At 55.8% G+C, this 26,497-nt stretch carries 20 protein-coding genes; 1 reads left to right on the top strand and 19 read right to left on the bottom strand.

What is annotated here, in order from left to right:
• Nucleotides 1-49: 49 nt before the first annotated feature.
• The 5 genes from ACR0KC_RS09145 to ACR0KC_RS09125 form a co-directional block, all read right to left on the bottom strand.
• Complete coding sequence (locus tag ACR0KC_RS09145) at nt 50-2,644, bottom strand: hypothetical protein (RefSeq protein ID WP_480771754.1); 2,595 nt, start codon at nt 2,642-2,644, stop codon at nt 50-52.
• Between the two features lie 354 nt (nt 2,645-2,998).
• The gene (locus ACR0KC_RS09140) at nt 2,999-5,893 is read right to left on the bottom strand and encodes a calcium-binding protein (protein ID WP_480771753.1); all 2,895 of its coding nucleotides are present in this window, start codon (nt 5,891-5,893) and stop codon (nt 2,999-3,001) included.
• Nucleotides 5,894-6,201: 308 nt separating this feature from the next.
• Nucleotides 6,202-6,864: a hypothetical protein gene (locus tag ACR0KC_RS09135; RefSeq protein ID WP_480771752.1), complete on the bottom strand. Its 663-nt coding sequence runs from the start codon at nt 6,862-6,864 to the stop codon at nt 6,202-6,204.
• A gap of 323 nt (nt 6,865-7,187) precedes the next feature.
• Nucleotides 7,188-8,519, bottom strand: a complete 1,332-nt coding sequence (locus ACR0KC_RS09130) for an HlyD family type I secretion periplasmic adaptor subunit (protein ID WP_480771751.1) — start codon at nt 8,517-8,519, stop codon at nt 7,188-7,190.
• Between the two features lie 39 nt (nt 8,520-8,558).
• The gene (locus tag ACR0KC_RS09125; RefSeq protein ID WP_480771750.1) at nt 8,559-10,334 is read right to left on the bottom strand and encodes a type I secretion system permease/ATPase; all 1,776 of its coding nucleotides are present in this window, start codon (nt 10,332-10,334) and stop codon (nt 8,559-8,561) included.
• A gap of 264 nt (nt 10,335-10,598) precedes the next feature.
• On the opposite strand from ACR0KC_RS09125, the gene ACR0KC_RS09120 reads away from it, so the two are divergent.
• Nucleotides 10,599-12,011 carry a sensor histidine kinase gene (locus ACR0KC_RS09120; RefSeq protein WP_223118585.1) on the top strand — a complete coding sequence of 471 codons (1,413 nt, stop codon included), beginning with the start codon at nt 10,599-10,601 and terminating at the stop codon, nt 12,009-12,011.
• On the opposite strand, the gene ACR0KC_RS09115 is transcribed toward ACR0KC_RS09120, so the two are convergent.
• The 14 genes from ACR0KC_RS09115 to ACR0KC_RS09050 all read right to left on the bottom strand — a co-directional run bounded on the left by ACR0KC_RS09115 (nt 11,990) and on the right by ACR0KC_RS09050 (nt 26,416).
• Nucleotides 11,990-12,712 carry a response regulator gene (locus tag ACR0KC_RS09115; protein WP_170394071.1) on the bottom strand — a complete coding sequence of 241 codons (723 nt, stop codon included), beginning with the start codon at nt 12,710-12,712 and terminating at the stop codon, nt 11,990-11,992. The two genes, ACR0KC_RS09120 and ACR0KC_RS09115, sit on opposite strands and share 22 nt — an antisense overlap.
• A 463-nt stretch (nt 12,713-13,175) precedes the next feature.
• Nucleotides 13,176-13,880, bottom strand: coding sequence for an alpha/beta fold hydrolase (locus ACR0KC_RS09110; protein ID WP_480706027.1), 705 nt, complete (start codon nt 13,878-13,880; stop codon nt 13,176-13,178).
• Complete coding sequence (locus tag ACR0KC_RS09105; RefSeq protein ID WP_170561879.1) at nt 13,877-15,001, bottom strand: cobalamin-independent methionine synthase II family protein; 1,125 nt, start codon at nt 14,999-15,001, stop codon at nt 13,877-13,879. Before ACR0KC_RS09105 ends, ACR0KC_RS09110 begins: the two co-directional genes overlap by 4 nt.
• A gap of 102 nt (nt 15,002-15,103) precedes the next feature.
• Nucleotides 15,104-16,066: a cupin domain-containing protein gene (locus ACR0KC_RS09100; protein WP_480706025.1), complete on the bottom strand. Its 963-nt coding sequence runs from the start codon at nt 16,064-16,066 to the stop codon at nt 15,104-15,106.
• Nucleotides 16,067-16,218: 152 nt separating this feature from the next.
• A complete protein-coding gene (locus ACR0KC_RS09095) occupies nt 16,219-17,208 on the bottom strand; it encodes a nuclear transport factor 2 family protein (RefSeq protein ID WP_170422637.1) in 990 nt (329 codons plus the stop codon).
• Nucleotides 17,205-18,224, bottom strand: a complete 1,020-nt coding sequence (locus tag ACR0KC_RS09090; protein ID WP_480706023.1) for a LacI family DNA-binding transcriptional regulator — start codon at nt 18,222-18,224, stop codon at nt 17,205-17,207. Before ACR0KC_RS09090 ends, ACR0KC_RS09095 begins: the two co-directional genes overlap by 4 nt.
• The gene (locus ACR0KC_RS09085; RefSeq protein WP_170422633.1) at nt 18,224-18,991 is read right to left on the bottom strand and encodes an SDR family oxidoreductase; all 768 of its coding nucleotides are present in this window, start codon (nt 18,989-18,991) and stop codon (nt 18,224-18,226) included. The genes ACR0KC_RS09090 and ACR0KC_RS09085 overlap by 1 nt, the downstream gene beginning before the upstream one ends.
• A gap of 1 nt (nt 18,992) precedes the next feature.
• Nucleotides 18,993-20,045, bottom strand: coding sequence for an ester cyclase (locus tag ACR0KC_RS09080; RefSeq protein WP_480771749.1), 1,053 nt, complete (start codon nt 20,043-20,045; stop codon nt 18,993-18,995).
• Nucleotides 20,042-21,373, bottom strand: coding sequence for a histidinol dehydrogenase (gene hisD / locus ACR0KC_RS09075; RefSeq protein WP_480771748.1), 1,332 nt, complete (start codon nt 21,371-21,373; stop codon nt 20,042-20,044). Before hisD ends, ACR0KC_RS09080 begins: the two co-directional genes overlap by 4 nt.
• Nucleotides 21,374-21,377: 4 nt before the next feature.
• Nucleotides 21,378-21,914: an ester cyclase gene (locus tag ACR0KC_RS09070; RefSeq protein WP_170407056.1), complete on the bottom strand. Its 537-nt coding sequence runs from the start codon at nt 21,912-21,914 to the stop codon at nt 21,378-21,380.
• A 132-nt stretch (nt 21,915-22,046) separates the two neighbouring features.
• Nucleotides 22,047-23,036, bottom strand: a complete 990-nt coding sequence (locus tag ACR0KC_RS09065; protein ID WP_480771747.1) for a nuclear transport factor 2 family protein — start codon at nt 23,034-23,036, stop codon at nt 22,047-22,049.
• A gap of 178 nt (nt 23,037-23,214) precedes the next feature.
• Nucleotides 23,215-24,096 carry a carbohydrate ABC transporter permease gene (locus tag ACR0KC_RS09060; protein ID WP_170394093.1) on the bottom strand — a complete coding sequence of 294 codons (882 nt, stop codon included), beginning with the start codon at nt 24,094-24,096 and terminating at the stop codon, nt 23,215-23,217.
• A gap of 1 nt (nt 24,097) precedes the next feature.
• A complete protein-coding gene (locus tag ACR0KC_RS09055; protein WP_170394095.1) occupies nt 24,098-25,126 on the bottom strand; it encodes a carbohydrate ABC transporter permease in 1,029 nt (342 codons plus the stop codon).
• A gap of 63 nt (nt 25,127-25,189) precedes the next feature.
• Complete coding sequence (locus ACR0KC_RS09050; protein ID WP_170394097.1) at nt 25,190-26,416, bottom strand: extracellular solute-binding protein; 1,227 nt, start codon at nt 26,414-26,416, stop codon at nt 25,190-25,192.
• Nucleotides 26,417-26,497: the final 81 nt, after the last annotated feature.

Raw genomic sequence — 26,497 nt, 5'->3', positions numbered from 1 at the left:
GTTTTCGTTCCCGGCCTAGCGCAGACCGGGAACCACTTATTGGAGTGCCTCAGGCGATGGACATGCCGAGCGCTTCAAGTTGGTCTGTCAGGGCGCTTTCTGCTTCGGCAACACTGTTCCAGTCATCAGCCGTCAGGTTGCCAAGATCCAGATCCTCGGCCTGAACATCCTGAAGTGTAACGGTATGGCCGCCATTTCCGATAACTTCAAAGATAAGATCGCCATCAATTTCGGTGACCGACACATCGCTTTCGCTCAAAGCGTTGAAATCGATGATATCTTCATCGGCATTAAAACCGATAATCTGGGTCTTTACCCCCCAGTTCCAGGTAAGCTCTGCCACATCCACTTCAGCGCCGAAGGTCACAACTCCTGGGGTTTGGCTGTTTCCGGGTTCGTTGGTTCCACTACCGATATCTGGTTGGGTCGATCCCCCTGTCAGATCTCCGACCCGTGTCTGATAACCGTCTGTCGTCGCCCCGACAGGAGCCTGTGGGGTCAGCAGTATGGTGCGAGCAACCAACGTCACATCGTTCTGGTCAAAGCCAAATGGTACCTCGAGATTGTCTTCCATCACCTGATCAAAATGGAATTCGACCAGACCCGGGATCAGGTCAGCCTTGGTCACGCCGGTCAGCGTGATGCTTTGTCCTGTCGGCAAGGATGAGATCACCAGACCATCGCTACTGTCCTCGACGCTAAGCCGCTCGCGGGTTCCGAAATACAGGAAGCTGATCTTCATCGTTGAAGGATCAAAGCCGTCAATAACTTCGTGCACGCCATATTCGTGGCTACGAACATAGACTGTGTCAGCATCGCGAGGTCCTACGCCCTGCTCCCAACTAAGAACGCCGCCCATATCCTGACGGAGGTGTTCGTTGCCGACCACACCAAAGCTGTCGATGGTCACGTCCTGGAAGGTGACACCTTGCACGATTTGCGCCGCGTCCGACCATGGGCTGTCGATAACAATCTCGCCGGCCTTGGATTTGGTGACGATCATGCCGTGAACCGACGTACCGCCAAAGTCCAACTCGTCCACACCGGGGCGGAATCCGGTTATGTCGTCAGCGTTGCTATCGGCCCGGTATTTCACCCCGCCCGTGTCTGCATTGCCGGTGATCGCGGGCGGGTTTGACCCGTCTGCATCATAACTGAGGTCATAGCCCTCTCCGTCTCCCGGCGAGACGATAACTTGCCCCAAAGCTGTGGACACTTCGTTCAACACCGTCTGATCCGTGATAGAGAAATTGCTGAGCGAAAGATCGGACAGGCCAAAGCCAGTGAATACGATCTGCTTGGTTACATTTCCCGAGGTCAGCTCAATTCTAACGGTCTGCCCCAGAGCGTCCCCACTCTCTTCGAAAATCGAGAAGTTATCAGTCCCAATGTCCGGTCCGATTTCAATGACATCTCCCATCGCCGGCAGGAAGCCTTCGACCGTCTGTGCCTCGCTGGCAAGGCCCAGCATGACGTGCATATGTTGGTGGCTATGGCCACCGCCACCACCATCTCCGCCACCATCGCCACCGCTGGTCGGCATTGAACCATCAGTGCCTATCAGCCCAAGCACTTCAGCTGCGGCGGTATTGTCCAGAATAGCGAAGTTTGCCGGGCTCAGCTCAGCAAGTGTCACACCGCTGAGGGTCGTGACCTGGTTATTGGACGGGATCGAGAACACAACCGCGCCATCAACCTCGGCAACCTCCAACGCGTCGGCACCGACCCATGCGATGAAGATCGTATCTGTCGTAGGGTCGAAATCCGGGATCGTTGCATTCGTGCCCCAAGCCCAGTTAATCACCACATCCGCAGTATCTTCTGTGGTGTCAGCAGTCCCGTTGCCGGTTGGTTCCGTGGGTTCCGGATGTATGACCGGTGGGACAACGGGCGGCGACGTATTCCCGTTATCGGTGCCGCCATTTGTATCCGTGGGCAAGACACCGTCGGTGTATACCTTGATAGCGTCTTCGATACTCGGCGCGTCATAACCGCCGAATTGCGAGACATACCGCAGGATCGAAGTACCGTATTCATCGGTGGATACACTTCCACCCTGAAGCAGAGCCAACGTACCCCATGCCCCCCGCAGGTGCGCGGCGGCCATTATGCCAGTAAGACTGAGCGTGACAGAGACGGCCTGGCCATTTTCCAGATAAGTGCGTGTCGTGCCGAGATAGTCGGACAGGCTCTCTCCCTGATAGCCCAGCCCGGTTTCGATGACTTGAAGATTGTAGCCAAACGCTTCTTGAATAGCGCGCTCCTGCGCTTCGGCGGTTGTGAACTCTGCCAGCGAATTCACCCCGTTCTTACCGGTCCATGTGCCATCCCAGGTGTTCGAAGCCGCGCCATTCCCATAATAGACATCATCGGTGTAATACCCGAGGTCAATTAACAGCGCCTCGCCGAACTGATATCCAACAAAACCAAGCGAGTTCATCGAGCGATAGGACATCGCGTCCCATTCATCACTGCTTAGATCAGACCAGCTGGAATAGCTTGGATAGAAGTCGGCAACGGCCCCTCCCGCCCATTGGTTCAGCTGCCAATCCTGAATGATTCCTGCGTCGAATCGATCTCGATCCCAACCAGATTCAAATGCACGCAAAGCGTCGCGAAATTCTTCATATGTTCCATTACTCATCTTGAAACAGACTCCCATCTTGTCGTTGTTTCAGCCCAAGTATTTCGGCTTTATTAGCCCGATGAATTCAGGCCCAACTTGCGTAACAAGTCAGAAGTTCAGGACACGTTAAGAGTTCATTAACGAATTAATCTGAGCGGATGCGGGCCTAGGCCAACCTTTTGATGCGCTAAAAAACGCTGTACGTCAGTGGGTTATAGCGGGGTTTGAGCAAAAGATCGGTGCAGTTGCGCGAGTCTTCGCCAAATTTGGAATGTCGCAATAATTAACTTTGCATTATTGCCAGATCGAACTGTTAAGAAAGCCTCAGCCGATCCAGACCGGCTGAAGCTTTTTTTGGTAATCAGGCGATGATCAGAGACCCCAATCCTGTGATTGCTGAGCCGTCAGCTCGCTGATGTGCTGCATGACATCGAAATGCTCATCAACACCCTGTACGCTGATCACCTTTTGGCCATTTGCCGTGACCCAGTGAGTGCTGGAACGCCATTCGATCTGAAGTTGATCCAGAGACGAGATCCCGAACCCTTCCAGATCGATAACAATCGAGTCGTCAGCCTCAAAATCCCGGATCACCTGACCACCATACTGGCTGCCCGGGCCGGTGATGACAAAAGTATCACTGCCTTCGCCACCGAACATATTGGCAAACCCGGCTTCTGAAGACTGGTCTGCATCAAGGATGATGACGTCGTCGCCGTCTCCACCATTTGCATTGGTGATCATCGCGCCATTGCGGATCACGATGGTGTCATTGCCGTCGCCGCCGTTCAGAGTAGCGAACTGATTGAGCGCACCGCCAACAATGTAGTCATCACCAGCACCACCATTCAGGGTCAATCCACCACTGCCGGTGTCGCCGATCATGTAGTCCCAACTATCGGTGCCATCTACGGTAACGAGCTCTTCGCCGACCTCGGCATCAATCCGGTTGCCATACTTCTCGAACCACTCCAGCGTGTTTGCACCAAAGGGCGGTTCGTAGACAACCTGATAGCCTTCTTCATCGTTGCCAACCAAATTGCGCAGGTCGATGTATGACGGGTCAAATCCGTTCCCGTCATCGTCATAGCGCACGATGATCTCGTCTGTCAGCTTGTTGAACAGCACGATCTGGCCGTTTTCAATGCGGTGATCCAGATCGAACCAGCCGGTCATACCGTAGGCGTCGAGGTCAATCTCGATACGGTCGCCTTCATTGGCATCGAAATCGGTGATCGTGTTCTCGCCGCCGTTCAGAATGAAGGTGTCAGCTCCTCCGTTGCCGGTCAGCACGTCTTTACCATCACCCGAGGTGAAGACGTTATCGCCGTCGTCGCCGATGATCACATCATCATGGTCGCTGCCATAGATGTTCTCGACGCTCCAGAGCAGATCATAGCCTTCCTTGTCGCGAATCTCGTCATTGAGATCGAACGGATTGGCGCTGTTGCCATGCCAGGCCCAGTAATACTCACCGCTGACATCTTCCGCCTTGTTGTTCATGTCGACATAGATGCCGCTCAGGCTGTCACCATACCAGGCCGTGTCATTGCCTTCTCCACCATACAGCTTATTAAAGCCGCCACCGCCAGCCATGATATCGTCACCGCCAAAGCCGTAGAGAACATCATTGCCGTCATTGCGGATTTCGGCCTCGTTTCCGCCGTGGGTATCGCGCTCGGACGTATAGGCTTGCAGAACGTCGTTGTGGTTTGTTCCCAACTGACGATCCTCGTCGTGAAAGCCGACCATCGAAACACCGCCGAACGCCCCGAATGTGACGAACTTGCTGGTTCCAAGACCTGCAAGGTCTTCACTGCTCAGGCCAAGGTCGATCTTTTGGCCCAAGCCATAATGCGCACCATCCGGCCCCGTGATCAGAGCGGTTTCTTTCAACCGTTGAATGAAGGCATCTGTGTTCTGCTGCGAGATACTTGTTGCGCCCGGAAAGATGTTCGACGCCTCATCCCAATAGAAGGTTGTAATCACCTTGAACTTGTTGTCGGCCGGATCAAGCGCGACCAGATCGAATGCCGCGCCATCAACGATCGATGCCTGCAGGTCCAGCGTTACTGGCCCCTCCACGTTGACTGGTACAATGATCTTGTCTTCAAGCGGGTTGAAGTCGAGGATCTCGACCAGAGACACCTTCGGCGGGTTGACGGTTTCGACAACCTGCTCCTCGGTCTTGAACATGTTCTTGATCCCGTCGACCAGGCCTCTGGCAAGGTTGATGAACAGCTTCGCGCCCGGCAGCATCTTGGCGAGTGCCAGATTACCTGCCTCTTCCAGCCACTCTTCGCCCAGACCATTCGATTGGTTATGGTTGGGATCATGAGTTGTTGGTTCAGGCACAGAGCCAATAACGAACGTGTCGGCCCCTTTTCCACCGTAAAGCGTGTCGGCAGAGGTTTCATCGATATGCCCGGTAAACAGGACATCATCACCGTCACCGCCGACAAGAAGGTCGTTACCAGTACCACCGTACAGTTTGTCGCCTTCATTCCCGGCAATCAGGATGTCATCGCCTTCGCCGCCAACAAGGATGTTCTTGCCTCCGCCGCCAATGATCTTGTCGTTGCCGGATTCGCCGAACAGCTGATCATCACCTTCACCTCCATCGATGTAGTCGTGGCCACCGCCACCATAGATGACATCATTACCGCCATCACCGAACAACTGGTCGTTCCCACGGTAGGCGATGATGATGTCATCTCCGTCACCGCCCGAGATATTGTCCCGATGATGATAGTTGGAATAGTAATTCTTGATCGAGGTGCCGCCATCATAGTTATCCCAGTTTTCGGGGTTCCAACCGTGGATGACGTTATCCCCGTCATTCCCTTCGATACGGGTATAAAGATATGTCCCCTTGCTTTGCCCACTTGAGAGACGGTGCATCAGGTTTTCAAAGCTCACCTCACCATCGGCCATATTGTATTCACCACGGGCTTTGACATCGCGGCCGACATAGGTGCCGCTGGTGTCATGCAGATGGGTCCCATATTTATCCCACCAACCGCTGTGGCCATCGCCAGGTGATTTACCACCGGTCCAGACGGGAATATCAGGTTTGTTGCTGGCTACAGTCTCGTCGTCCGAGGCTGAATCTTCCCAGACGTAGTCCTGCAATTCGCTGCTTTCTTCCGACAGCAGACTAACCGGCGGGATCACGATAGGATCGTCATCCGTTTCACCAAGACCAACCGATATGTTGAGCGTGCTCGCCGAGTTGGGCTGGAATTTTGATTTGCTAACATGTTTCATGTCTTTCCTCCTGTTTCCTGGATGGTCGACACCCGAGGTTCGGGCCCATACGCATCACAGATCATAGGAAAGATGTGGTTTTTCAGGCTGTTGATCTCAACAGGCGAAAGCCAGTTAAGTTGTTACAAAGTATGACAAAAATGGAATCCACGGCCTGAGAAAACCAGCAATCCGGCTGGCGCCTGTTTCAGGCCCCAGCCGGTGAGTTTGGTTTTCCCTTTGTTTGCCCGGGCGTCCGTTTCAACAGGAACTAAGACGCCCGGATTTTGGTTGTGCAGCGATAGATGATCGCTGAGTTTTCGCCCCACTTAGGCGACCATATCGACAAAGAAGCTGTCGGTCGGAACGGGGGTTCCGCAGATGTCTTCGCCGCCTGCAGTCGGTACGATCTCGCACAGCGGCGGAGGCGCCATTTCCGTCAGGTCATACTCATCCTCCGGTACTTCGGTGCCGCATTTGGGCAGCGGCAGGATCGGGGGTACAGCGATGACGTCATCACCCTGATCCCGAACGATCGGATCAAAGGGCAGCGGGTTCACTGCAACCAGATCTTCACCGTCCTGTGGCACTTCGGTGCCGCAACGGGGATCAGGCATGATCGGCGAAACTGCGGTCACATCGTCACCTTCACCAGCAGGAACCGCACCATAAGGCAGCGGGGCTACTGCGATCAGGTCTTCACCATCCTGCGGAACCTCGGTACCACACCGGGGGTCAGGCATGATCGGGGAAACTGCGGTGACGTCGTCACCTTCACCGGCAGGAACCGCACCAAAAGGCAGCGGGTTCACGGCAACCAGATCTTCGATGGGATCGGCAACCAGCGGATTAATCGGCAACGGATTTACAGCCACCAGGTCTTCACCATCGTTTGGCACCTCGGTTCCGCACTTTGGAAAAGGCTGAATCGGGGGCACGGCGATGACATCGTCGTTGGCTTTCTCGAAGCTCGTAGCGGTTACATGTTTCATTGTATTTCTCCTTGTTACACACTTTGTTTAGCACCCAAAAAATCTTAGAAACTTCCTCCTCGGGTATAACAAAAAGGTGGTTATCCGACCCCTTCATTACAACGCGAAAAAGGGGGCTAAATTGTTACAAAGTATGACAAAAATAGGCTCTCAAGCCGGGCATCATCTCTTTTCAGACAGGACGCGCTTCCAAGATGTGGACCAGCACCCGCTCAGGTACCACCTTCGCCCCTCCTCGCCTTCAGGATCGAAAAAACCAGCGCCATTTCTGGCGCTGGTTTTAGCTGTTTCTTCCTATTGGGCAGCTCACATCATGCGGTCGATCAGACCTCCCGGAACGTGGTCCGGATTTGTTTACTGAGAGGATCAAGAAGGTACTGGAACAAGGTACGTTCGCCGGTTTCGATGAAGACGTCAGCCGGCATACCCGGCAGCAGGCTCAACTGGCGGTCAGACAAAAGTCCGACAGCCTCCTCGCTTAGTGCAACCCGCGCCTCGTAGTAGGGTAAGCCAGTCATCTGATCTGTTTTCAAATCAGCCGAGACAAACTCAACGTGCCCATCCAACCGAGGGGCAACATGTTGATCGAACGCCCCGATCATCACGCTCGCAGCCTGGCCCAAGGCGACATTGTTGATGTCCTGTGGCATGACACTAGCGGTCACCACCAACCCGTCATCCTCGGGCACGATCTGCATCAGCGTTTCGCCCGGAGACACCACGCCGCCGATTGTATGCACACCCAACTCGTGCACGATGCCATCCGCCGGAGCCCGAAGGTCAACCCGCGCCAGCTGCAACGCGGCCGCGCTCCGACGTTCTTTCAAGCCATCCAGCTCGACCTCCAGCGAGGAGATCTCGTTCATCACCTGCTCGCGGAAAGTCTTTTCCAGTTGCAGGATATGGATACGCGTCTCGCTGATACGACCACGGGCGACTGCGATCCGAGAGGTCAGGCCGCCACTATTACCGACAAGACTGCTTCTTTGACGCTGCAAAGTCGTCACCCGGGTACCAGGCACTAAACCCTTTTCAAAGAGCTGCGTCAGACCCTCCAATTCGCTGTCGATCAGTTTGATCTCTTCTTCGGAAGCTTCGCGCTGCGCCTCCAGGCCCACAATTTCCTGCTCTGCCTGTTCGATTTTCTCTTCCAAGGCCGCGACCTCACCATCCTGCGACAGACGACGTGCTTCCATCACCGCGCGCTGCGTTGCGAGTGCGCGGTCAACTTTGTCTTCGTCTTTTCGGGCCGCAAGCTCCTCGGACAGTACGAGATCGTCCAGACCATCGCGCTCGGCCGTCAGACGAACTAACTGCGCTTCAAGCGCCACGAGCCTGTCATCGACCAAGGCTTGGCTGCCTGACAACAGCTGATCATCAAGTGTCAGAACAACATCGCCAGCCTCAACCCTATCTCCGTTTTTGACGTGAATCGCGCCGACAATACCTCCGTCGGGATGTTGCACAGCTCTGAGGTCGGACGAGACCACCACACTACCAGCCGTCACGACCGCCCCGGACATCGGGGCTTTCATCGCCCAACCACCGATTCCTATGGCGAGCACAGCAATTGCGACCAGACCAAAGCCGATGGATCGGGCAGAACAATCCCTAAACCCTTTGTTGTTCGTGTTGGAATTCTTGTTGGTATTCATGACTTCCTCCATTCATTCTGTTTACAGCGCCGGCCTGGGTCAGCCCGTGGCGGCAACGATTTCTGTTTGTTGGGGTTGTTCGACGGTCTTCTGTTCAGCGGCAGGCTGTGCAGCTCCGGCGGCGGCCTGATTGCGTTGACGCAACCGCTCCATCACTTCTGTACGAGGACCAAAATCTCCGGCGCGACCGTCTTCCATGATCAGAATCTTGTCGACTGAACCCAGCACGCTCGCCCGGTGCGCGATGACGATCACAATCGCCCCGCGTGCCTTGGCGGCGAGAATGGCATGGTTCAGTGCGGCCTCACCCACGGCATCCAGATTCGAGTTGGGCTCGTCCAGAACCACCAGAAATGGATCACCATAAAGCGCTCGTGCAAGGGCAACACGCTGTCGCTGACCACCGGACAAGGCCGCGCCACGCTCGCCAACCGAGGTGGCATAGCCGTCTTTGAAGCTAGCGATCAGTTCGTGAACACCCGCTGCCTTGGCGGCGGCAATCACCAACTCGTCCGTCGCCTCGGGATCAAAACGCGCGATATTCTGGGCGATCGTTCCGTCAAAGAGCTCAACATCCTGCGGCAGAAAGCCGATCTGGGGGCCAAGCTCCTCAGGCAGGTACTGGTCGATCGGCACACCGTCGAGACTGATGCTGCCTTTGGCCGCCGACCATGCACCAACAAGTGTGCGCGCCAAGGTTGATTTTCCGCTGCCGGTCGTCCCAATCACAGCCAGTGCCTCGCCAGCTTTCATATCGAAACCAACACCTTTGAGAACAGCGGCAGTGGCCATCGGAGGGGCAGCGATCAGGCCGTCAACGGTCAGCGACTTCTGTGCCTTGGGCATGGAAATACGACGGACAGCTTCGTCACCAGAAAGAGTTTGCTTCAGCTGAGCCCATGCTTGCCGGGCAGCAACCAGATTGCGCCAACTACCGACCAGAGTCTCGATAGGCTGCAAGCCACGGGACATGATGACCGATGCCGCAACGATTGAGCCAGCCGATATATGTCCATGGATGGCAAGATAAGCGGCGACCGCAAGAACGGCGGACTGAAGTGCCAGGCGGAACACCTTGGTAAAGCTACCAGACACTCCGACAGTAGTGGCCGCCTTAGCACTCGCACCAAGGTGGAGATCGTTCACATCCTGCCAGGTCTTGCCCAGATTGGACTGCATCCCCATCGCGCGAACCATTTCGGCATTCCGGCGGCTGGCTTCTGCCAGACGATTGCGCTTGGCTGAATGCTCAGACTGAACGCACGCGGCAGCGCGGACCTTGATATCCGTAACGATGGCAATGGCAACCAATGCCAGCGCGCCAATTACACCGACCATACCCAGCCACATGTGCATGGCAAAAACCAATCCCAGATAGACCGGGATCCACGGCAGATCGAACAAAGCTCCGGCACCCTGACCCGACAGGAAACCGCGAATTTTTTCGACATCTTGAATTGCCGCCGCAGGGTTGCCACCCGGACGGTTGCGTGACGGCTCGGACAAAGTGCAATCAAACGCTGTGCGGGTGAGCCTTTGTTCAAAGCGATGCCCCATGGCAACCAGCACACGGGTCCGCGCGCCGTCAATCAAGGCCATGAACAAGTACAGACCGGCGACAAGTGTGCTGAGCGCGACTAGCGTATTCACACTTTGGCTAGACATCACGCGATCATAGATCTGAAGCATGAAAATCGGCCCTGTCAGCATCAATAGGTTCACAACACCGCTGAAAACGCCGGTGGCAATCAGATTACCCCTCAGCGCGCGCCGGGCGCTGGCAAGTTGTGGATGAACGGATGATTGCTTTGACATAGCTGGCTCCCAATAAAAACTCTGTGGTTGATACTTGGAGACCAGCCGCCGATGCCCCAAGGGCTTGTCACACTTTGATTCAATTGACGAATTTGGCCGGTTGTTTACCGAGCTGACGAAGCCGGGTGCCTAGGAGTGCGGTACCGGCGGGCGAAACCCCTTTGCGTCATCAGCGGCATGGTGGTTGCAATTTCCGCTTGGGAATGCGGCGGTATTTGAATTAGCGTCCCAAGTGAGGGGGATGGGACAGGGAGCCTACGCGCAATGCGCTGGAATGATCTGACACTTCGAACACAAGTTATGAGCATCGTGCTTATCAGCTGGACGATTGTCGGCGTGTTCTCGGTAGTCACCGACGTGGTCCAGATCCGAAACTCTCGCGCTGAAGAGATCCGAAACAGGGGCGATGCCTTTCTTGCGCAGGTGGTTTCAACCCTGGCCCGCGTGCCTCCTGACAGCCGCTCCGAAGCAGCGCTTGGTTTCTTTCCTGCAGAATGGAGTGTCAGGGTCGGCACGCAGGATGCAGCAACCACTTTGGCCAATGGCCGCGACCGCCCGAATCTGGCTAACTGGCTGACGGCGCGGCTGGAACACCGCGGGATCGCCGTCGCGGAACTGTCCGTGGCAGACACGGTCGTTGACGCCAAACACGACCAAAGCGCGCTGTTGCAACTGTTCAAGAGCCACTCGGGCGAACCTATCGATGCAGAAAGCGTTGACGCGTTTCTGGTGAGCGTTTTTTCGGTCCGGCTCAAGGATGATGACGAATGGCTGAACTGCTATTTGCTCATGAAAAACAAGAACATCGTACCTTTGGTCATCGTTGGCTCAATCGACAGTCTGGTCGCGCTTACCCTGCTTTGCGCACTTGCGTTTCTTATTCAGAAAGTGATGCGACCGCTGAGCGCGATGGCCGTCAATGCCGAGTTGATCGGCCGGGGTGAAGAAGTCGGCCCACTCGTCGAGGCGGGTGCCATTGATATCCGCCACACAATTATTGCGTTCAATCGCATGGAAGCCCGGATTGTTCTGGCGCTTGAGTACAAGACAACCTTGCTTCGTAGCCTCGGGCATGACCTGAAGGGACCGATTGCCCGGATGCACGATGAGATCCGGAAACTGGAACCAACGGCACCAAAAGAGCAACTGCTCAAGCGGTTGGAAACCATCAGCGATATTGTGAACTCCGTCACCGACCTCAATCGTGAAACGCATCACGATGGAGAGCTTGCACGCCTGGATTTGCGCTCACTGGTTGAGGCGTTGGTAGACGAGCAGGTTGAGGCGGGTCGCGATGTGACCTGCACCATCGAACAGTCTGCGGTGGTCAAAGGAAGACACAACGCGCTTACCCGGGTTCTTAGAAACTTGTTGGAAAATGCGGTCAAATACGGGGGCCGAACAAGTGTCTCTTTGACCACCTCGAATGATATGGCCGCAATTCACATAGACGATGAAGGACCAGGTATCCCAGCCGAACAACTTGAAACAGCGTTTGAGCCTTTCCAGAGACTAGGCGCCACCGAACCCGGAACGGGCCTCGGCCTCGCCATAGTCCGGGCGATTGTGGTTGATCAGGGGGGCACTGTAACGCTTGAGAACCGCCTGAGCGGAGGCCTTAGGGCAAATGTGCTGTTGCCGCTTGATACCGGAGTTCAGCCGGGACGAAAGATGTAACCCTGCCCCCAGACCGTTCGAATATATTCCGGATTTGAAGGGTCGCTCTCAATCTTCGATCGCAACCGTTTGATCAGAGCATCAACGCTTCTGTCTCCTGCACCGCCATGCTGTCGGGTCCGGGCAACGGCAAGAAGGTCTTCTCGGGTACACAACACGTCCGGGTTTTCAGCAAAGAAGCGCATAACCCGCACTTCGCTTGAGGTGAGTGTGATGAGACGACCATCTTCACTTTTGAGATGTCGCTCGTTTTCAACGAGCTCCCATTCTCCGAACCGGGTAACCCGGGATTTTCCCTGCGTGCCACCAGCACGCCTGCGCAGCACAGCACGCACGCGCGCGAGGAGTTCCAACTCGTTGAATGGTTTAATGATATAATCATCCGCGCCCAGTTCCAGCAGGGAAATCCGCTCGGCGTCGTCATCAATCGAACTGATCATGATGATCCCGGCATCTATGCGCGAAGCAATCTCGTGACATAACACCTTACCACTAGTTCCTGGCATCACGAGGTCCAGCAGAAACAAGCTGTAGGTTTCATCAGCCATCATCAACCGCGCAGCGGGTACATCTTGCGCGTGTTCGATTTTGTACCCTTTGTCAGTCAGAAATGCACAAACACCCTGAGCAAACTCGATGTCATCGTCACAAATCAGAATGTGCTCATCATAGCCAGCGGATTGATCCGCGACGTCTTGCATAGCTCTTCTCCTCGGGACGATGCCTGCCGTTACGATAACAACATTTGCTATTCGAAGCTGTCAATGTTGCAGAGAACGATCAAACTGTCCGGTACGCAGCGACCGCAATCGCCACTCATGGCTAAACCAGACAATCATCCACCGGGGCATTCCGGACGATTGAAAAGTTTGTCACGCCAAACAGCAAATTCCTCCAACTTCCGGGACATTCCGCAGGTGGCTGCGTGCAACAAAGCAACCTTTGTCAGAGACTTGGTAGCAGGCCTTGTATTTGGTGTATCGCGTGCGCCCCGACTTAAGTGCAGTTTTGATCGTAACAGTAGGCTCTGAACAAGATTTGGGTGCTTCTGAAACCCTTAAAAGTTACTGCTGCATCCACGCTACGAATGAGGCTCCGAGTCCGACAGAGTAATATCATAGTCAGTTTCCACCAGAGCTATCTACGGCCTTGCGGAAATCCGGCTTAGATTGTTTCGATTGTCTCCAGCCAGCGCAGCAGCGCCGCCGTGGTTTGCCGCGGTTGTTCCAGAGTTGGCAAATGCCCCGCGTGTTCGATGACTTCCAACCGGCTTTGCGGCAACAGGTCATGCATCAATTCGTGGCGTTCGACTGGGCATAACGCGTCATGACGACCGCAAAGGACCAGCGCAGATCCCTTGAAAGCGCGCAATGTGGGACTTTGATCCGGGCGATCTCGTAGGGCCATGGATTGGTTAACAAAAATCTCCGGCCCCAAGGCCATAGCCATATCCATGCATAGGTCCAAAATTGCCTGTCGATCAGGGCCATCGGTCAGATAGTTGGGCTTCATTTCCTCGGCCATCACATCGCGTAGCCGACCGTTTTTAACCGCCTCTATCTGGGGCTCACGCCTCGCCTTGACCTGATCCACCTCTGCCAGCGGGTTGGTGTCCATCAACGCCATCCCCGCTACACGCCCCGGTGCTTGCCGCAGTATTTCCATCGCAACAATGCCTCCCATGGAAAGACCGGCCAAGGCGAACCGGTCGGGCGCATGACTTAAAACCTCGGCGGCCAGAGCCTGCATCGTATCATGTGCACCAATGGGGGCGACAAATATCGGATATCTGCCAGACAATGCACCAATTTGCGGCGAGAATAGCCGAGCATCGCACATCATGCCCGGCAAAAGGACAAGTGATGTCATTTGACCAGAGCAGCCCCTTCGGCCAGCGCACCCAGTTTGGCATAGGCGATATCAGGATCGACAGCGCCAAACCCCGCAAAAGTGCCAAAACCGCAATCCGATCCGCCGATCACCCGCTCCGCTCCCACGATGTTCACGAACCGCTCAAGACGTTGCACGACCAGTTCGGGGTGTTCCACAAAGTTTGTGGTGGTATCGACCACACCCGGCACAAGTACCTTGTCATCCGGTATCTCGGACTTGCGGTCGCGGAACACCGTCCATTCATGTGCATGGCGCGGGTTCGAGGTTTCAAACAGCACATAGCGCGACTTGGTTGACATCAAAGTCGAGAACACCTTGTCCATTCCGATATCGCAGCAATGCGGACCTTCGTAATTGCCCCAGCAGATGTGAACCCGAACCTTGTCGGCGGGCACATCCTGCAATGCATGGTTCAGCGCTTCGACATGCATTTCGGCAATACTGACAAATTCCTCGTCAGAAAGGTCGGTGAACAGCATATGGCGCGACAGGGCAAGATCGGGACAATCCAATTGAAGATCCAGGCCCGCCGCGACGATGGTTTCATATTCGGATTTCATCGCATCGGCCAGCGCGGCCAAATACGCCTCGCGCGTCGGGTAATAGTCGTTCTGCAGAAAAAGAGAGATCACACCCGGGCTGGCAGCATTCATAAATCCGCGCTCAATCCCGTGCTCCACCATGGCTCTTTTGAGGTTGTCGATATCCTTCTGCAACTCGCCCTGCCCTTTCGAGCGCACATCGCCTACGCACATGGGCCGCGCGTATTGCGGAGTTCCGCCATCATTCGCCAAACGTTGAAGAAAGCCCGGAAACATCTTCAGATCAGCCGGAGCGTTGCGCGGGCTGTCGCCTGCAAACCCGGTGTAGCGGTCCTTGACGTAGGTCGCGTAAGAGATTTTCGAAGTCTCGCCATCCGATACAATATCGATCCCCGCTGCAGCCTGTTTGCCTACGGTCTCGGACACCGCGTTCGTCATGCAGGCATCAAAATCTGTCTGATCGAACGGTTCCTCCCGCTCACGCGCGAAGATGAAATCGACGACTTCCTGACTGCGCGGCAGACTTCCCACATGGGTGGTTGAAATTCGGGTCATCTTGTCATCTCCAATTCAATTACTTCCCTGTGCCGAGTCCAAAGTGAAGCACGGGTCACATACTGCGCGCCCCGAAAAAGATCGGAGCGCGCAACTTTGCCTTTATGCACCGGTCCAGGTAGCACCGGCGGGATCGTCCGTTGCCGTGATACGATACAGACCTGCCTCTCCGGTCATTGAGGGCACGATACTGTAGCTTTCACCTGACAGAACCAGCGCTGTATCGCCTGCGGACAAAGTTGTTTCATAGCCATCGACTGTAATCCGCCAATGACCACTCGCAGGCATGAGGACGACGGGCATATGCGCCGCGACGGGTTCGTTCAAACAAGAGCCGCGTCCGAGGAAATCGACCTCAAACCCCGGCTTATCCGTGATCAGGGCATCTTCGCCAATCACTTTGGCTGGCTTGTTAGCGGAAAGCGCCATCAGATCCCAATAGCGTGCCACATATTTGCCGATAACATTTTCGACCGGAACTTCCGGATAGCTCTTAAGCTCTTCTTCGTTCAGCAGCGGCATGGGGCGCACGTTGTGGGGCAGTTCCTGACCCTTCTTGCTGTCATACAGCACGCCATTGTCGCCCAGCATCAGCCCATGCGCCTGCGCGTCTTCGATCACCTGTGGTGCCCAGGTGACACCGCCACCCGCATCATCGCCGCCCAGGATCGACATGATCATCCCATAATCCTGCCCGACATTTTCGAAACCGCGAAAGATGCCAGTTGGAATGTTAAATATGTCACCTTCCTCGGCAATAAACTCGCCCGCAGTGCCATAGCGACCCCAGAAGAACCGCCAACGTCCTTTGGCGACAAAGAACACCTCGGCCGTGGTGTGGCTGTGCAGCGAATTCCGGCATTTCGGAGGTTGCCCCGCCGCGCCAATATTGAAACCGATTTTGTCGGTGATGTGGACATGCTGATCGGGGCTTTCGGATACGCCACCGCCTACGATGGTAAAGTTTTCCTTCTGGTCCGAACCGGGCGTGTGCGCGTCAATAAATGCGGTTTTACAAGGCTGCAGTTCGCCGTAGCGGACAATGCGTTGTTGGATCGTGCTCATAATGGTCTCCGTTCATTGAATTGGTACAAGAGGTCTCGATCCTCATGCACCCGGAGGGCGATTATTCAGCCGCCGCGCCCGCAAGGACGCCCGGTGGCCGTGGTACCGCCGAGTTCCTTCACTGGCATCCAATGCGACGCGCGTTTGAAGCATCAGAGATCCCCGGTTTCCAACAGAAGCTGTTTCCAGACCGCGGTTTCATCGAATAAGGTCCATTCGCGTCGCAGCCTGATGTCGCCTCCAACCAACTCGCCCCATTCGGCATGGCTGATCCCCAGCACATACAACTCAGCACCTGTTGGTTTGCCGAACACGCCCCAACCGTCATGCTTGCCATGCAAGCTCCAGCGCAGGGCCGAGCGGGGCGGCATATTCGGATCATCGCGCCCGATCTGATGATGGATGGTGAACGTTGCGCTTGGCATGGCTGCACGCAAAGACATCCAGAACCGATCAGCCGAATCCCAGCCATGGCCCGTGACACCGCCGGGATATTCGGTCTGCACGCCTCGGTCATACTCTCGTTCAATCGCGCCCATATCTGCATTCATTATCCGTGTCAGCAGATCCGCGTGGCGGTGTCCCCATTCATTGTCATTGCCGTACCCCTTGTAGGGGCCTTCGATGTCGTTCTTGGGTGACAGAGGCTTCACACTGGCCTCGGCCCCACCTTCACGCGCTATCAGATCGGCGGCATATTCCTTGGGATCCCAGCCCATTTGCCGGACAATCGCACCCTGATCTCGGATCAGCCATTCGTCATCGATCATGTTGTCGATGGCGTGGCAGTCGGCCAGAATTCGGTATCGCAAGCGTGTTCCGGTGGCTTTGCCATAGACACCATTGCCCCGATGCGTGGCGGTCGACAGGATACGATGCGAGCTCAGCATGCCTTCTTCCGGGGTGCCCGACCAGATCACATCCTCGCCCAGCAGCTGACGGTCGGGGAACTCGGCCAACGTGGCCATTGTTGCACCAATGACATTCTGGTTACCCAACACAACCGAACCGGGCGAGCGGACGACGATGTCTGGGCTGTAATATTGATGCAGAGTCGCAATGCCACGGTCTTCCCAAATCTCTTTGGTGATGCCGATGATATAATCCGGGAAATCTTTGAATTTGGGATCAAATCCCTTCATGTCTTCCATCCTTCAGGTATGCGGGCGGAGCCGCGAACGATCAAAGGTCCGTCAATCTCGGTGCGGCGCGGCGCAACAGCGGGATTTTCGATCTTGCTAAGTAGAATATCGACGGTTTCGGCAACCATCCGATTGGCAGGCTGACGAATAGTTGTCAGATTGTAGGCTGGCCAAGAGGCAACGGCGACATCGTCATATCCCAGAACCGAGACGTCGGCCGGAATTTGCAGGCCCAACTCGAACCGCAGCGTGTCCATCACAGAGATCGCCATGTGATCATTGGCCACGAACACAGCGTCCGGTGGATCGGACGCGAACATGCGTAGCGTTGCCTCACGCGCCTGTTCTGCGATGAAGTTTCCAGCTCCACGGGCGTGCAGTTTGACACCCGCCTCTTGCAGGGCCGCTACGAATCCCGCTTCACGATCGCGCTGGGTCGAAGCGCCCTCCCATCCGGCGATATATCCGATCTTCTCATGACCGCCAGCCAGCAGAAACTCGGCTGCCTTTCGGCCACCGGCGACATTGTCGGATGTAACCGATGACATAGTGAGGTCATCCTGTGCCCGATTGAACAACACCATCGGCACGCCAACGGTCCGACAACGTTCATACAAGGTCGACGACAGGGCCACCGATGCCGCGATTATGCCGTCGACTTGAAAGTCGAGCAATTCCTCGACCACGCTATCGACGTTTTCGGCCTGGTTCGATGCCATGAATATCATCACATGGTAGCCGCGCTCCTGCAGCGTATTCGTCAACCTTTCCAGTGCTTCAGGATAAAACTGATTATTCAGATACGCCACAACAAGCCCAATGATCCGGCTTTTGCCGGACACTACGGCACGCGCAAGGACGTTCGGCCGATACCCCAGTTGCTTGGCGGCCTGACGAACCTTTTCAATCGTCTTCTTCGAGGCTGAAGCCCCCGGAGTGAACACACGGCTAACGGCAGACTGGCTGACCCCGGCAAGGCGGGCGACCTCCATGGATGTAACTTTTTGCGCCGCCATCAGTCTGCTGTCCAACCTCCGTCTATCATCAACGCGGTGCCCGTCACCAAAGCCGATGCATCCGAGGCAAGATAAACCACTGCCCCCATGATGTCTTCGATCTCGCCCGGACGGCCCAACTTGATCTTGTCCAATATCCATGCGCGCTTGTCCGGGTCATCAAAAGTCGACTTGGTCAAATCGGTCAGAATAAAAGTTGGGCAGATCGTGTTGACCCGAATTTTTGCAGGGCCGAACTCCAGCGCCATCGCCTTGGAAAAGCCTTCGACCGCGAATTTTGACGCGCAATAGACCGCCCTTTCCCGCCCGCCCACATGGCCCATCTGGCTGGAGATGTTCATCAGTGATCCGGGGCGCCCAGCTTCTAACAATCCTTTTGCCACCGCTTGGGTCAGAAAATAGGCCCCTCGGACATTGACATCCATTACCGCATCAAAATCCTCGGGCCGTGTGTCCACGGCCCTGCTGTGTCGGGCCAGACCGGCTGAGTTCAGCAGGATATCAAACGGCCCGTTTTGCGCCACAGCATCAGCAGTGCCTGCAACGTCAGAAACATCCAGTTCAAGTATATTCGCCAACCATCCCCGAGCGTTCATCTCTGTTGCCAGATCCTGCAACGCATCCTTGCGCCGCGCCGCCAGTGTCACTTCGGCACCATGCTCTGCCAGCGCTACGGCACAGGCCATGCCGATACCGGACGACGCGCCCGCGACCAATGCGCGTTTGCCGTTAAGATTGAAACTTGGGGTGCTGGGAAATTGGGACATATCAAACCTCGCCAACCGGAAATGGAATGCGGCCCGGAACGCGCGCCATGTTGAACTCTCGCAACCGGGCAAAGACGTCAACACCCAGCTGGCGATAGGTATCCAGCAGATCAACTAAAACCCAGTTCTCGCGAATCTTGCCATTTTCAAGCCGCCAGAAATCGAGGCTGCGCAGCGTGATCTTCTTGCCCGACGGTGCAATCCCCATCCAGCCATCATTGGTGACAGTCTGGATCATGTTGGGCCAACCCGTAACAGCCGCATAGTCACCGTCGCCAAAGAAATGACAGGTGATTTCATCTACATCCTGCCCGCGATCCGGCATTGCGTTGAGGAATGGAATCTGATGCCAATTACGGAACCCCGCAATACCCCGCCCTGTGCCGATCCCCGAGGGGCCGTACCAGTTCATCCGAGGATGCCAGAACCGCTCCATCTCCATCACCTCCGGACCACCTTCTGCGGGATGTTTGGTCAGATGATTCAGCATGTCGACAATGTGCTGGCAAGTCTCTTTGCCCTTGGACTCGTCATACGGGCCGGGCACCAGCCCGTCCTGCGTCGCGGGTCCCGGAACATGCCATTCCCGCCCCAAACCGGGTGCCATGGGCCAGGCCTGCGCTTGCATCATCACTTCGGGGATGTCCCAAAGCGCCTGCACCTCGGCGATTTTGCCATTTTCGATCCGGTAAAACTCGTGAAACCGCATGGTGACCTGATGGCCTGTCGGCGGAATCTCCAGCCATGGCCCCGCGAAAGTGCCGGTATAGTACCCGCCGCATCCAACCCAATCAGCCCCGAATTCATCAGGTCCAGCCATGACGATATAATCGCGGCGCTCAAGATCGGGCCATGCGGTCAGAAGATCGCGATAGCAACAATCGTAATAAGCACTACTCCCATTGGTGTCGCCAAACGGATAGCTCAGATGGAACACAGCGTCGGGAGAACAAATCTTATCCAACGCCTGCCGGACACCGGCTTCGGTAAAGTCATACATCGCAGCCCTGACCTGTGCGATCAGGGTCTTGTGCTCAGTATGCCTGTCACTCATTCTGCGGCGTCCCTGTAAGGTGCAGGCGCGCCGTAGGGGACATTGATGCCGCCGTAACGCCGTACGCGGACGTTACATTGCTCGGCGTGCCCCACAAAACCTTCGAGCATACATAGGCGCGAGCCATATTCGCCGATCAAGGTTGCTGCCTCATCAGTCAGAACCTTTTGATAGCTATGTGTTTTCAGATATTTACCCACCCATAGACCACCAGTATAGCGGCCAGCTTTTTTGGTGGGTAGCGTGTGATTGGTGCCAATAACCTTATCACCGTTCGAGACATTGGTACGCGGGCCAAGGAACAGTGCGCCATAACAAGTCATGTTCTCAAGGAACCAGTCGTCGCGATCGGTCATGACCTGCACATGTTCAGATGCAATGTCATCAGCAACCTGCAGCATCTCATCATACATGTCGCAGACGATCACTTCGCCATATTCCTCCCACGATACTTTTGCGGTGCCCGCTGTCGGCAGAATGCCCAGCAGCCGGTCCACTTCGGCCATCGTGTCCTCGGCCAGTTTGCGAGAATTGGTCAGCAATACGCAGGGGCTGTTATACCCATGTTCAGCCTGACCCAGAAGATCGGTCGCGCACAGCTCTGCGTCTGCGGCGGTCTCATCAGCAATCACCATGGTCTCGGTCGGGCCGGCGAACAGGTCGATACCGACGCGGCCAAATAGCTGACGTTTAGCTTCTGCGACAAAGGCGTTACCCGGACCGACAAGCATGTGGACTGGATCAATCGTCTCGGTTCCCAACGCCATGGCGCCGATAGCCTGAATGCCGCCCATCACGTAAATCTCATGCGCCCCACCCAAATGCATGGCGGCGATCACCGCTGCATTGGGCTTGCCCTGAAACGGAGGGGTGCAGGCGATGATGCGCGGCACGCCCGCCACCGAGGCCGTCGCCACCGACATATGCGCCGAGGCCACCATCGGGAATTTTCCACCGGGCACATAACAGCCCACCGATTGTACGGGGATGTTCTTGTGGCCCAAAATGACGCCCGGCAGAGTCTCAACTTCGATATCCAGCATCGAATCGCGCTGAGCTTGTGCAAAGTTGCGCACTTGCTCCTGCGCGAATTTGATGTCCGCCAGCTCTCGATCCGTTAGCTGATTGATCAGGTCGCCGATCTGGTCTTGAGACAACCGAAACGATGCTGGCGAATAGTTATCGAACTTCTCGCTTAGCTCGCGTACCGCAGCATCGCCACGTGTTTCGATGTCTTTCAGCGTCGCTTCGACGACAGCGCGTGTTTTGGCGTCATCCTCGGCTCGGTCAGCATCGGACTTACCACGTTTCAGATACTCGATTGTCATTGTCCTAATCCTTAGTTTCAGGCCGGGGCGGAGACTTCTCACCCCGGTCAAATGCTTCCCAGCCTTCACCGTTAAACAGATCGACACCCAGCTGTGCCGCTACATGGGCGAAATCCACATTCACCCAATTGTCGACGATCTTGCCGTCGACCACTTTCCAGAAATCCATATATCGGATCTCGACCCGCTTTCCGGTGGGGGCGATCCCCAGGAACTCACCCGAATGGGTTGCTTCCTGTCGGCCAAACGCAGCCGCCCACTCGCCCATGTAAAGGCGCGCTTCGTCGATGCAGGTCTTGTCCGAAAAAGCCGCCTGAAACGGGCGTTGCCAATTGTCCTGAAACTGTTTCAGGCCAGTTTTTGTGCCGCAGCCCTGATTGCCCATCCAGCGGAAGCCTTCCGAGAAGAATTCGCCGATGTCATCTATGCGGTGATCGTTCAGACCATCCACCATGGTTTCAATCACACGGCGGGTGTCTTCTGTTTTGTCGAGGTCCGTATCACGTGTCAGCACGGCCTGTTCCGGGCGGGAACCCTTCATCTTTCTCATCCTTGTATTGGTGCCAATAGAAATTCTGTCTTCATCGGGTAGCTCAATCAGCTGACAGAAAATCCCTCGGCATCCGGTTGAGCGCCGGGTGGCGGCCAACGGCGTTATGTCTTGCAGAGCTGCTCATGCGGCTTGCTCGGCGATGTCGGCAAAAAGGTCATATCCCAGCTGCAACAACACATGCGGGATGTCGACGAAAACCCAGTTTTCGACCAACAGATCGTCCTCTCGACGCCACCAGTCGCAGACCCGCATGAAGACGCGTTTTCCGCTTGCGGGTTGGTCGAGGAAGGGTTTCACCTGGACACCAGTCAAGGAAGGCCAGCCACCCGAGCATACGTAATTGCCTTCGCCGAAGCGGGTGAAATGCGCAGTCATGCCATTTCCCGCACTACCTCCGGACCAACCTTCGAAGGTGGCCTCGAAAGGCACCTGGAAGCTTGCAAAACTCTCGAGCCCGACGAAAGAACCGAAGGCGCTGGGGCCGTACCAGACCATGTTGTCATGCCAGAACGGGCGCCAGGCCTCGTTCTTGGTGGCAAGCTTGGCCAGCATTTCTGTGACCATACGATAGCTCTTGGCCCCCTCGACTGGGTCTTGCGGCGTGGTCAAGATGCCATCATGGCTTGCTGGACCCTGAATCATCCCGGTGAAGCCACGGGTCTTGCCCGGGCTATCGGTGATCGGCCATTGCCCTGCAGCCAGCATCAGTTCTGGGATATCGAAGAAGATATAGCTCTCCACCGCCTTGCCATCCTGCATGCGGTGGAACTCGCCGAAGCGCAGATAGGCAAGCTCACCTGTGGCGCGGATACCAAGCCAGTCGCGCGAGAACCGACCGACAAAATAGCCGGTGGCGCTGATCCAGCCCTGTCCATCAAATATACCGGCCATGACGATATCGTCGCGCCGAAAAAGCCCATCGAAGGAGGCTGCAAGCGGGGCGATGACGTGATCGTGCAGCCCGAGGCCACCCGCGACCTCGTTGAAAGGATGCACCACGTTGACATGTGCACCTGGGGCGAAGAACCCCTCATAGGCTGGCCGGAAATTGCCTGGATGGCGTTGCGCGGCGGTGAAATTCAGAAAGGGTTTACGGTCGAGGCGTTCCATTAACTTTGTCTCTATAGGATCTGTTCAAGGCGTCTGCGGAGAAACGTCCCGCAAGGCCCTGCGCGCATCAAAGCAAAAGGAATTCGCCCTGGTCGCCGTGCCCGGCACGCAGCCATATTCAGGCTGGCGGCGTGCGCATGGGCAAATACGGACTGAGGATGCGTGCGTCCCATCAGCGTCAGCCTTTCACAGCCCCGGCGGTCAAACCGCCCACAATCTGACGCTGGAAGAACATCACCAAGATGAACAGCGGAACCGTCGCAGAAACCACGGCCGCAACGGCGAACATTACGTTGCCCTCGGTTTGCGTTGTACCAAGGAACGCGGCGATGGCTGGAACCATTGTGCGGTTGCTTTCTGACAACAGCATCGCCCCAACGGCAAAGTCGTTATAAGCCAGAAGAAACGAGAACAGCCCCGTGGTGATCACACCCGGCCACATCACGGGAATGATCACGCGGCGGAAGGCCTGAAACTGGTTGCAGCCGTCGACCTTTGCGCTTTCGTCAAGCTCGCTGGGGATGTTCTTGAAGAAGGCATGTAGCATCCACAGGGTGAACGGCTGGTTGATCGCGACAAGTACGATAATTGTCGTCGGAAGTATCCCCCAGATATTCCATTCAAAGAAGGGCAACAGATAACCCGAAACCAACGTGATCGGCGGCATTGCGCGGAAGATCAGCGCCGTGATCAAAAGCCAGAATGTGTAGTTATAGCTCGACCGTGAAAGCGCATAGCCACCCAGCGTTCCGATGGTCAGCGAGATGGCGACCACAAAGACGCAAACGATCCCCGTGTTCAGAACATTCCGCCAAAATTCTTCCTGAATCCAAGCCCCTTCGTAACCGGTGGTGGTAAAGGGTGAGCCATAAACTGCCTCGGTCCGCGCGCCGGTTAGAGCGTTGGTCCAATCGGCGATCGAGAAGAAATCCAGCTCTACCTTGAACGACCCCCAAACCGTCCAGAGGAACGGGAAAGCGGCCAGGATGAACCAAAGGATCACAAAAAGCGACGAAGCAATCCGAAGGCTTTTGGGCATTCTTTGCGCACGGCTGGCCATGTTATCTTGCTCCTTTGAAGTCACGCCAGGTGCGGACAAGCACGGGCGACAACAGAATGGCGACCCCGATAATCGTGATCACAGACGTAGCGGCTGCAGAGGACAGCTGTCGCGTTTCACCGCCGAGGTCGTTGAAGATGAAAGTACTGAGCGATTGCGCATGGGCACCGGCGCTGAAGCCAATAATCGGTTCAAACACCTTGAAATTATCCATCAACTGGATCAGCGCCACAAACGTAACCAGTGGCATGAGATGGGGAACAACCACGAATTTGACCTGTTGCCAGCGGGTTGCCCCATCGATCTGGGCCGCCTCGATCTGATCTTTGGGCAAAGTTTGCAAACCGGCATAGAACACCACGAAGGCAAAGGGGGCCGAACTCCAGACGCCATAAACCATCAGCGCCACCCACATCAGCCCGGTCGAAGCCTTTAGACTGAAATCCGGATCTCCGGCCAAGTTTACAAGGGCGTTGCCGATGACGCCACGACTGTCAATCATCCAAAACAGAATGAGCGAGCCGATCAGCGGTGTCACAATCATGGGCAAGAGCGAGAAGAAGATCATCAAACCCTTGAGGTGCCGGTGCAGTGAGTTGACCGCCAGCGCAATCACCAGCCCCAGAATGATCGTGAGGGGTGTCACAATGAATGTGAAGGTCAGCGTAAAGGCCATGGCCCGATAGAAGGGCAAGTTTCCGACCTCTGAGAAAAGGTCGCCCCACGTATCGCTCGCCGCCCAGATTTCGCCAACCTCCTGTATCGCCAGGTGGCCGCGATCAAAGTAGATATCCAGCCCGACAAATCTGCCCAATGGTTGTTCGGCACGAAGCGCTGCGGTGGCTTCCTGATCGATGGTGGTCTCGGTTGTGCACCCGACAAGCGGAGTACAGTTTTCGACTTCCACCAGAACCGCCGGGTGTGGGGCATAAATGGATTGGATCACCACCGAGACGATGGGCATTGCAATGAACAGCAGCATTGCAAGTCCTGTGGGCAGGAAAAACCAAAGGAATGTCTTATGGCGCATGTCGCAATTCCCGTGTCGGCTTGATTGGGCGGGTGCCCGAATTGGGCACCCGCGAGGGGCGTTTTACTGTAGGAAGCCCTGTTCGATTGCCGCGGCGCGATAGGCGGCCTCGACATCGGCCAGCGCCTGTTCAGCGCTTTCCTTGCCCTGCATGAAATCGGCAAGTTCATTGCCGAGTGCACTGTGCATCAAACCCATGTAGGGCAGCATCGGATAAGGCGTCGTGCCCATTTTGGCAGCGTCAAATACACCCTGCGCGTCGTCTGCAGGTTCGTACCCTTCGATCAACCAGACTGCCAGCGGCGTGGTTTCATCGTTCAACATTTCGGGGCGGACGCCATGCGTCATCGCGACAAAAGTCGCCTCAGCCTCTTCATCCGAGATGTTCTTGCCGACGGTCCATCCGTCCCACCAAAGGGTCGAGGCCGGAGTCGTGCCGCCACCCACGGTCAGCGGCGCTGCAATTGCATGGCCATCAATTACTTCCTGCAAGACACCTTCGGTTGTGGTCTGCTGTGACGCCCGTGACCCCCACATATTCATGATCGCCACATTGCCCGCGCGGTATTCCGCATTGGTGGCATTGGAATCATGGGTCAGAAAGTCGGGGTTCATATACTCGGACAAAGCCTTCATCATGTTCAGCGCTTTGACACCGGCCTCGGTATTGACGTTGGGCTCTGCGCTGCCGGGCTTGAAATGAGTACCTCCATAGCCAAGGAACATGTTGTTGAATTCCTGCGCCAGATTCCATCCCGCAGCGTAAGCACCACCAACCGGGTTTTGCATTATGCCCTGCGCGCGAATGGCTTCGGCCGCCTCGAGCAGTTCTTCATACGTGGTTGGCACTTCGACGCCTGCCTGTTCCAGAACGTCCTTGCGGTACATCAGGTGCTGAGCGTTGGCCATGAAGGCGATGGCCATGATGTCATCGCCGATCTTGATCAACTGTCCCGGCTGCAGGTTCTGACCATGTTTTTCGACCAGGTCATTGAGCGGTCGGATAACGTCTTCATTCATCAACGCCACAATCGAGCTGTTGGCGATGATGGCTGAGGTGTATTCCGACGGATTGCCCGACAGACCGGCGACGTTGATGGTTTGGTGTTCGGATGTCAGGTTGGATTCAACAGATGCGCCCGTGCATTCCTTTGCAGCAGCGGCCACAGCCTGAATGGCGGCAAATTCGTTGCCGACGATGTTGACCCGATCCGTGATCTCGCAGGCATAACCCGCGCTCGCAGCAAAGGCGGTCAGTGACCCGGCCAATGCGATTTTCTTTAGAAACATTTTGATTCCTCCCTAGGTGATTGGGTGCATCTTCGAAGCCTGCACCCGAGATTGTCCCGTCATTGCGGGATTGGTTTTCGT

The sequence above is a fragment of the Ruegeria sp. CF3 genome, assembly GCF_056537365.1.
Note: the sequence above shows the minus strand (reverse complement) of the source record. Positions and strands in the feature narration are given on the sequence as shown.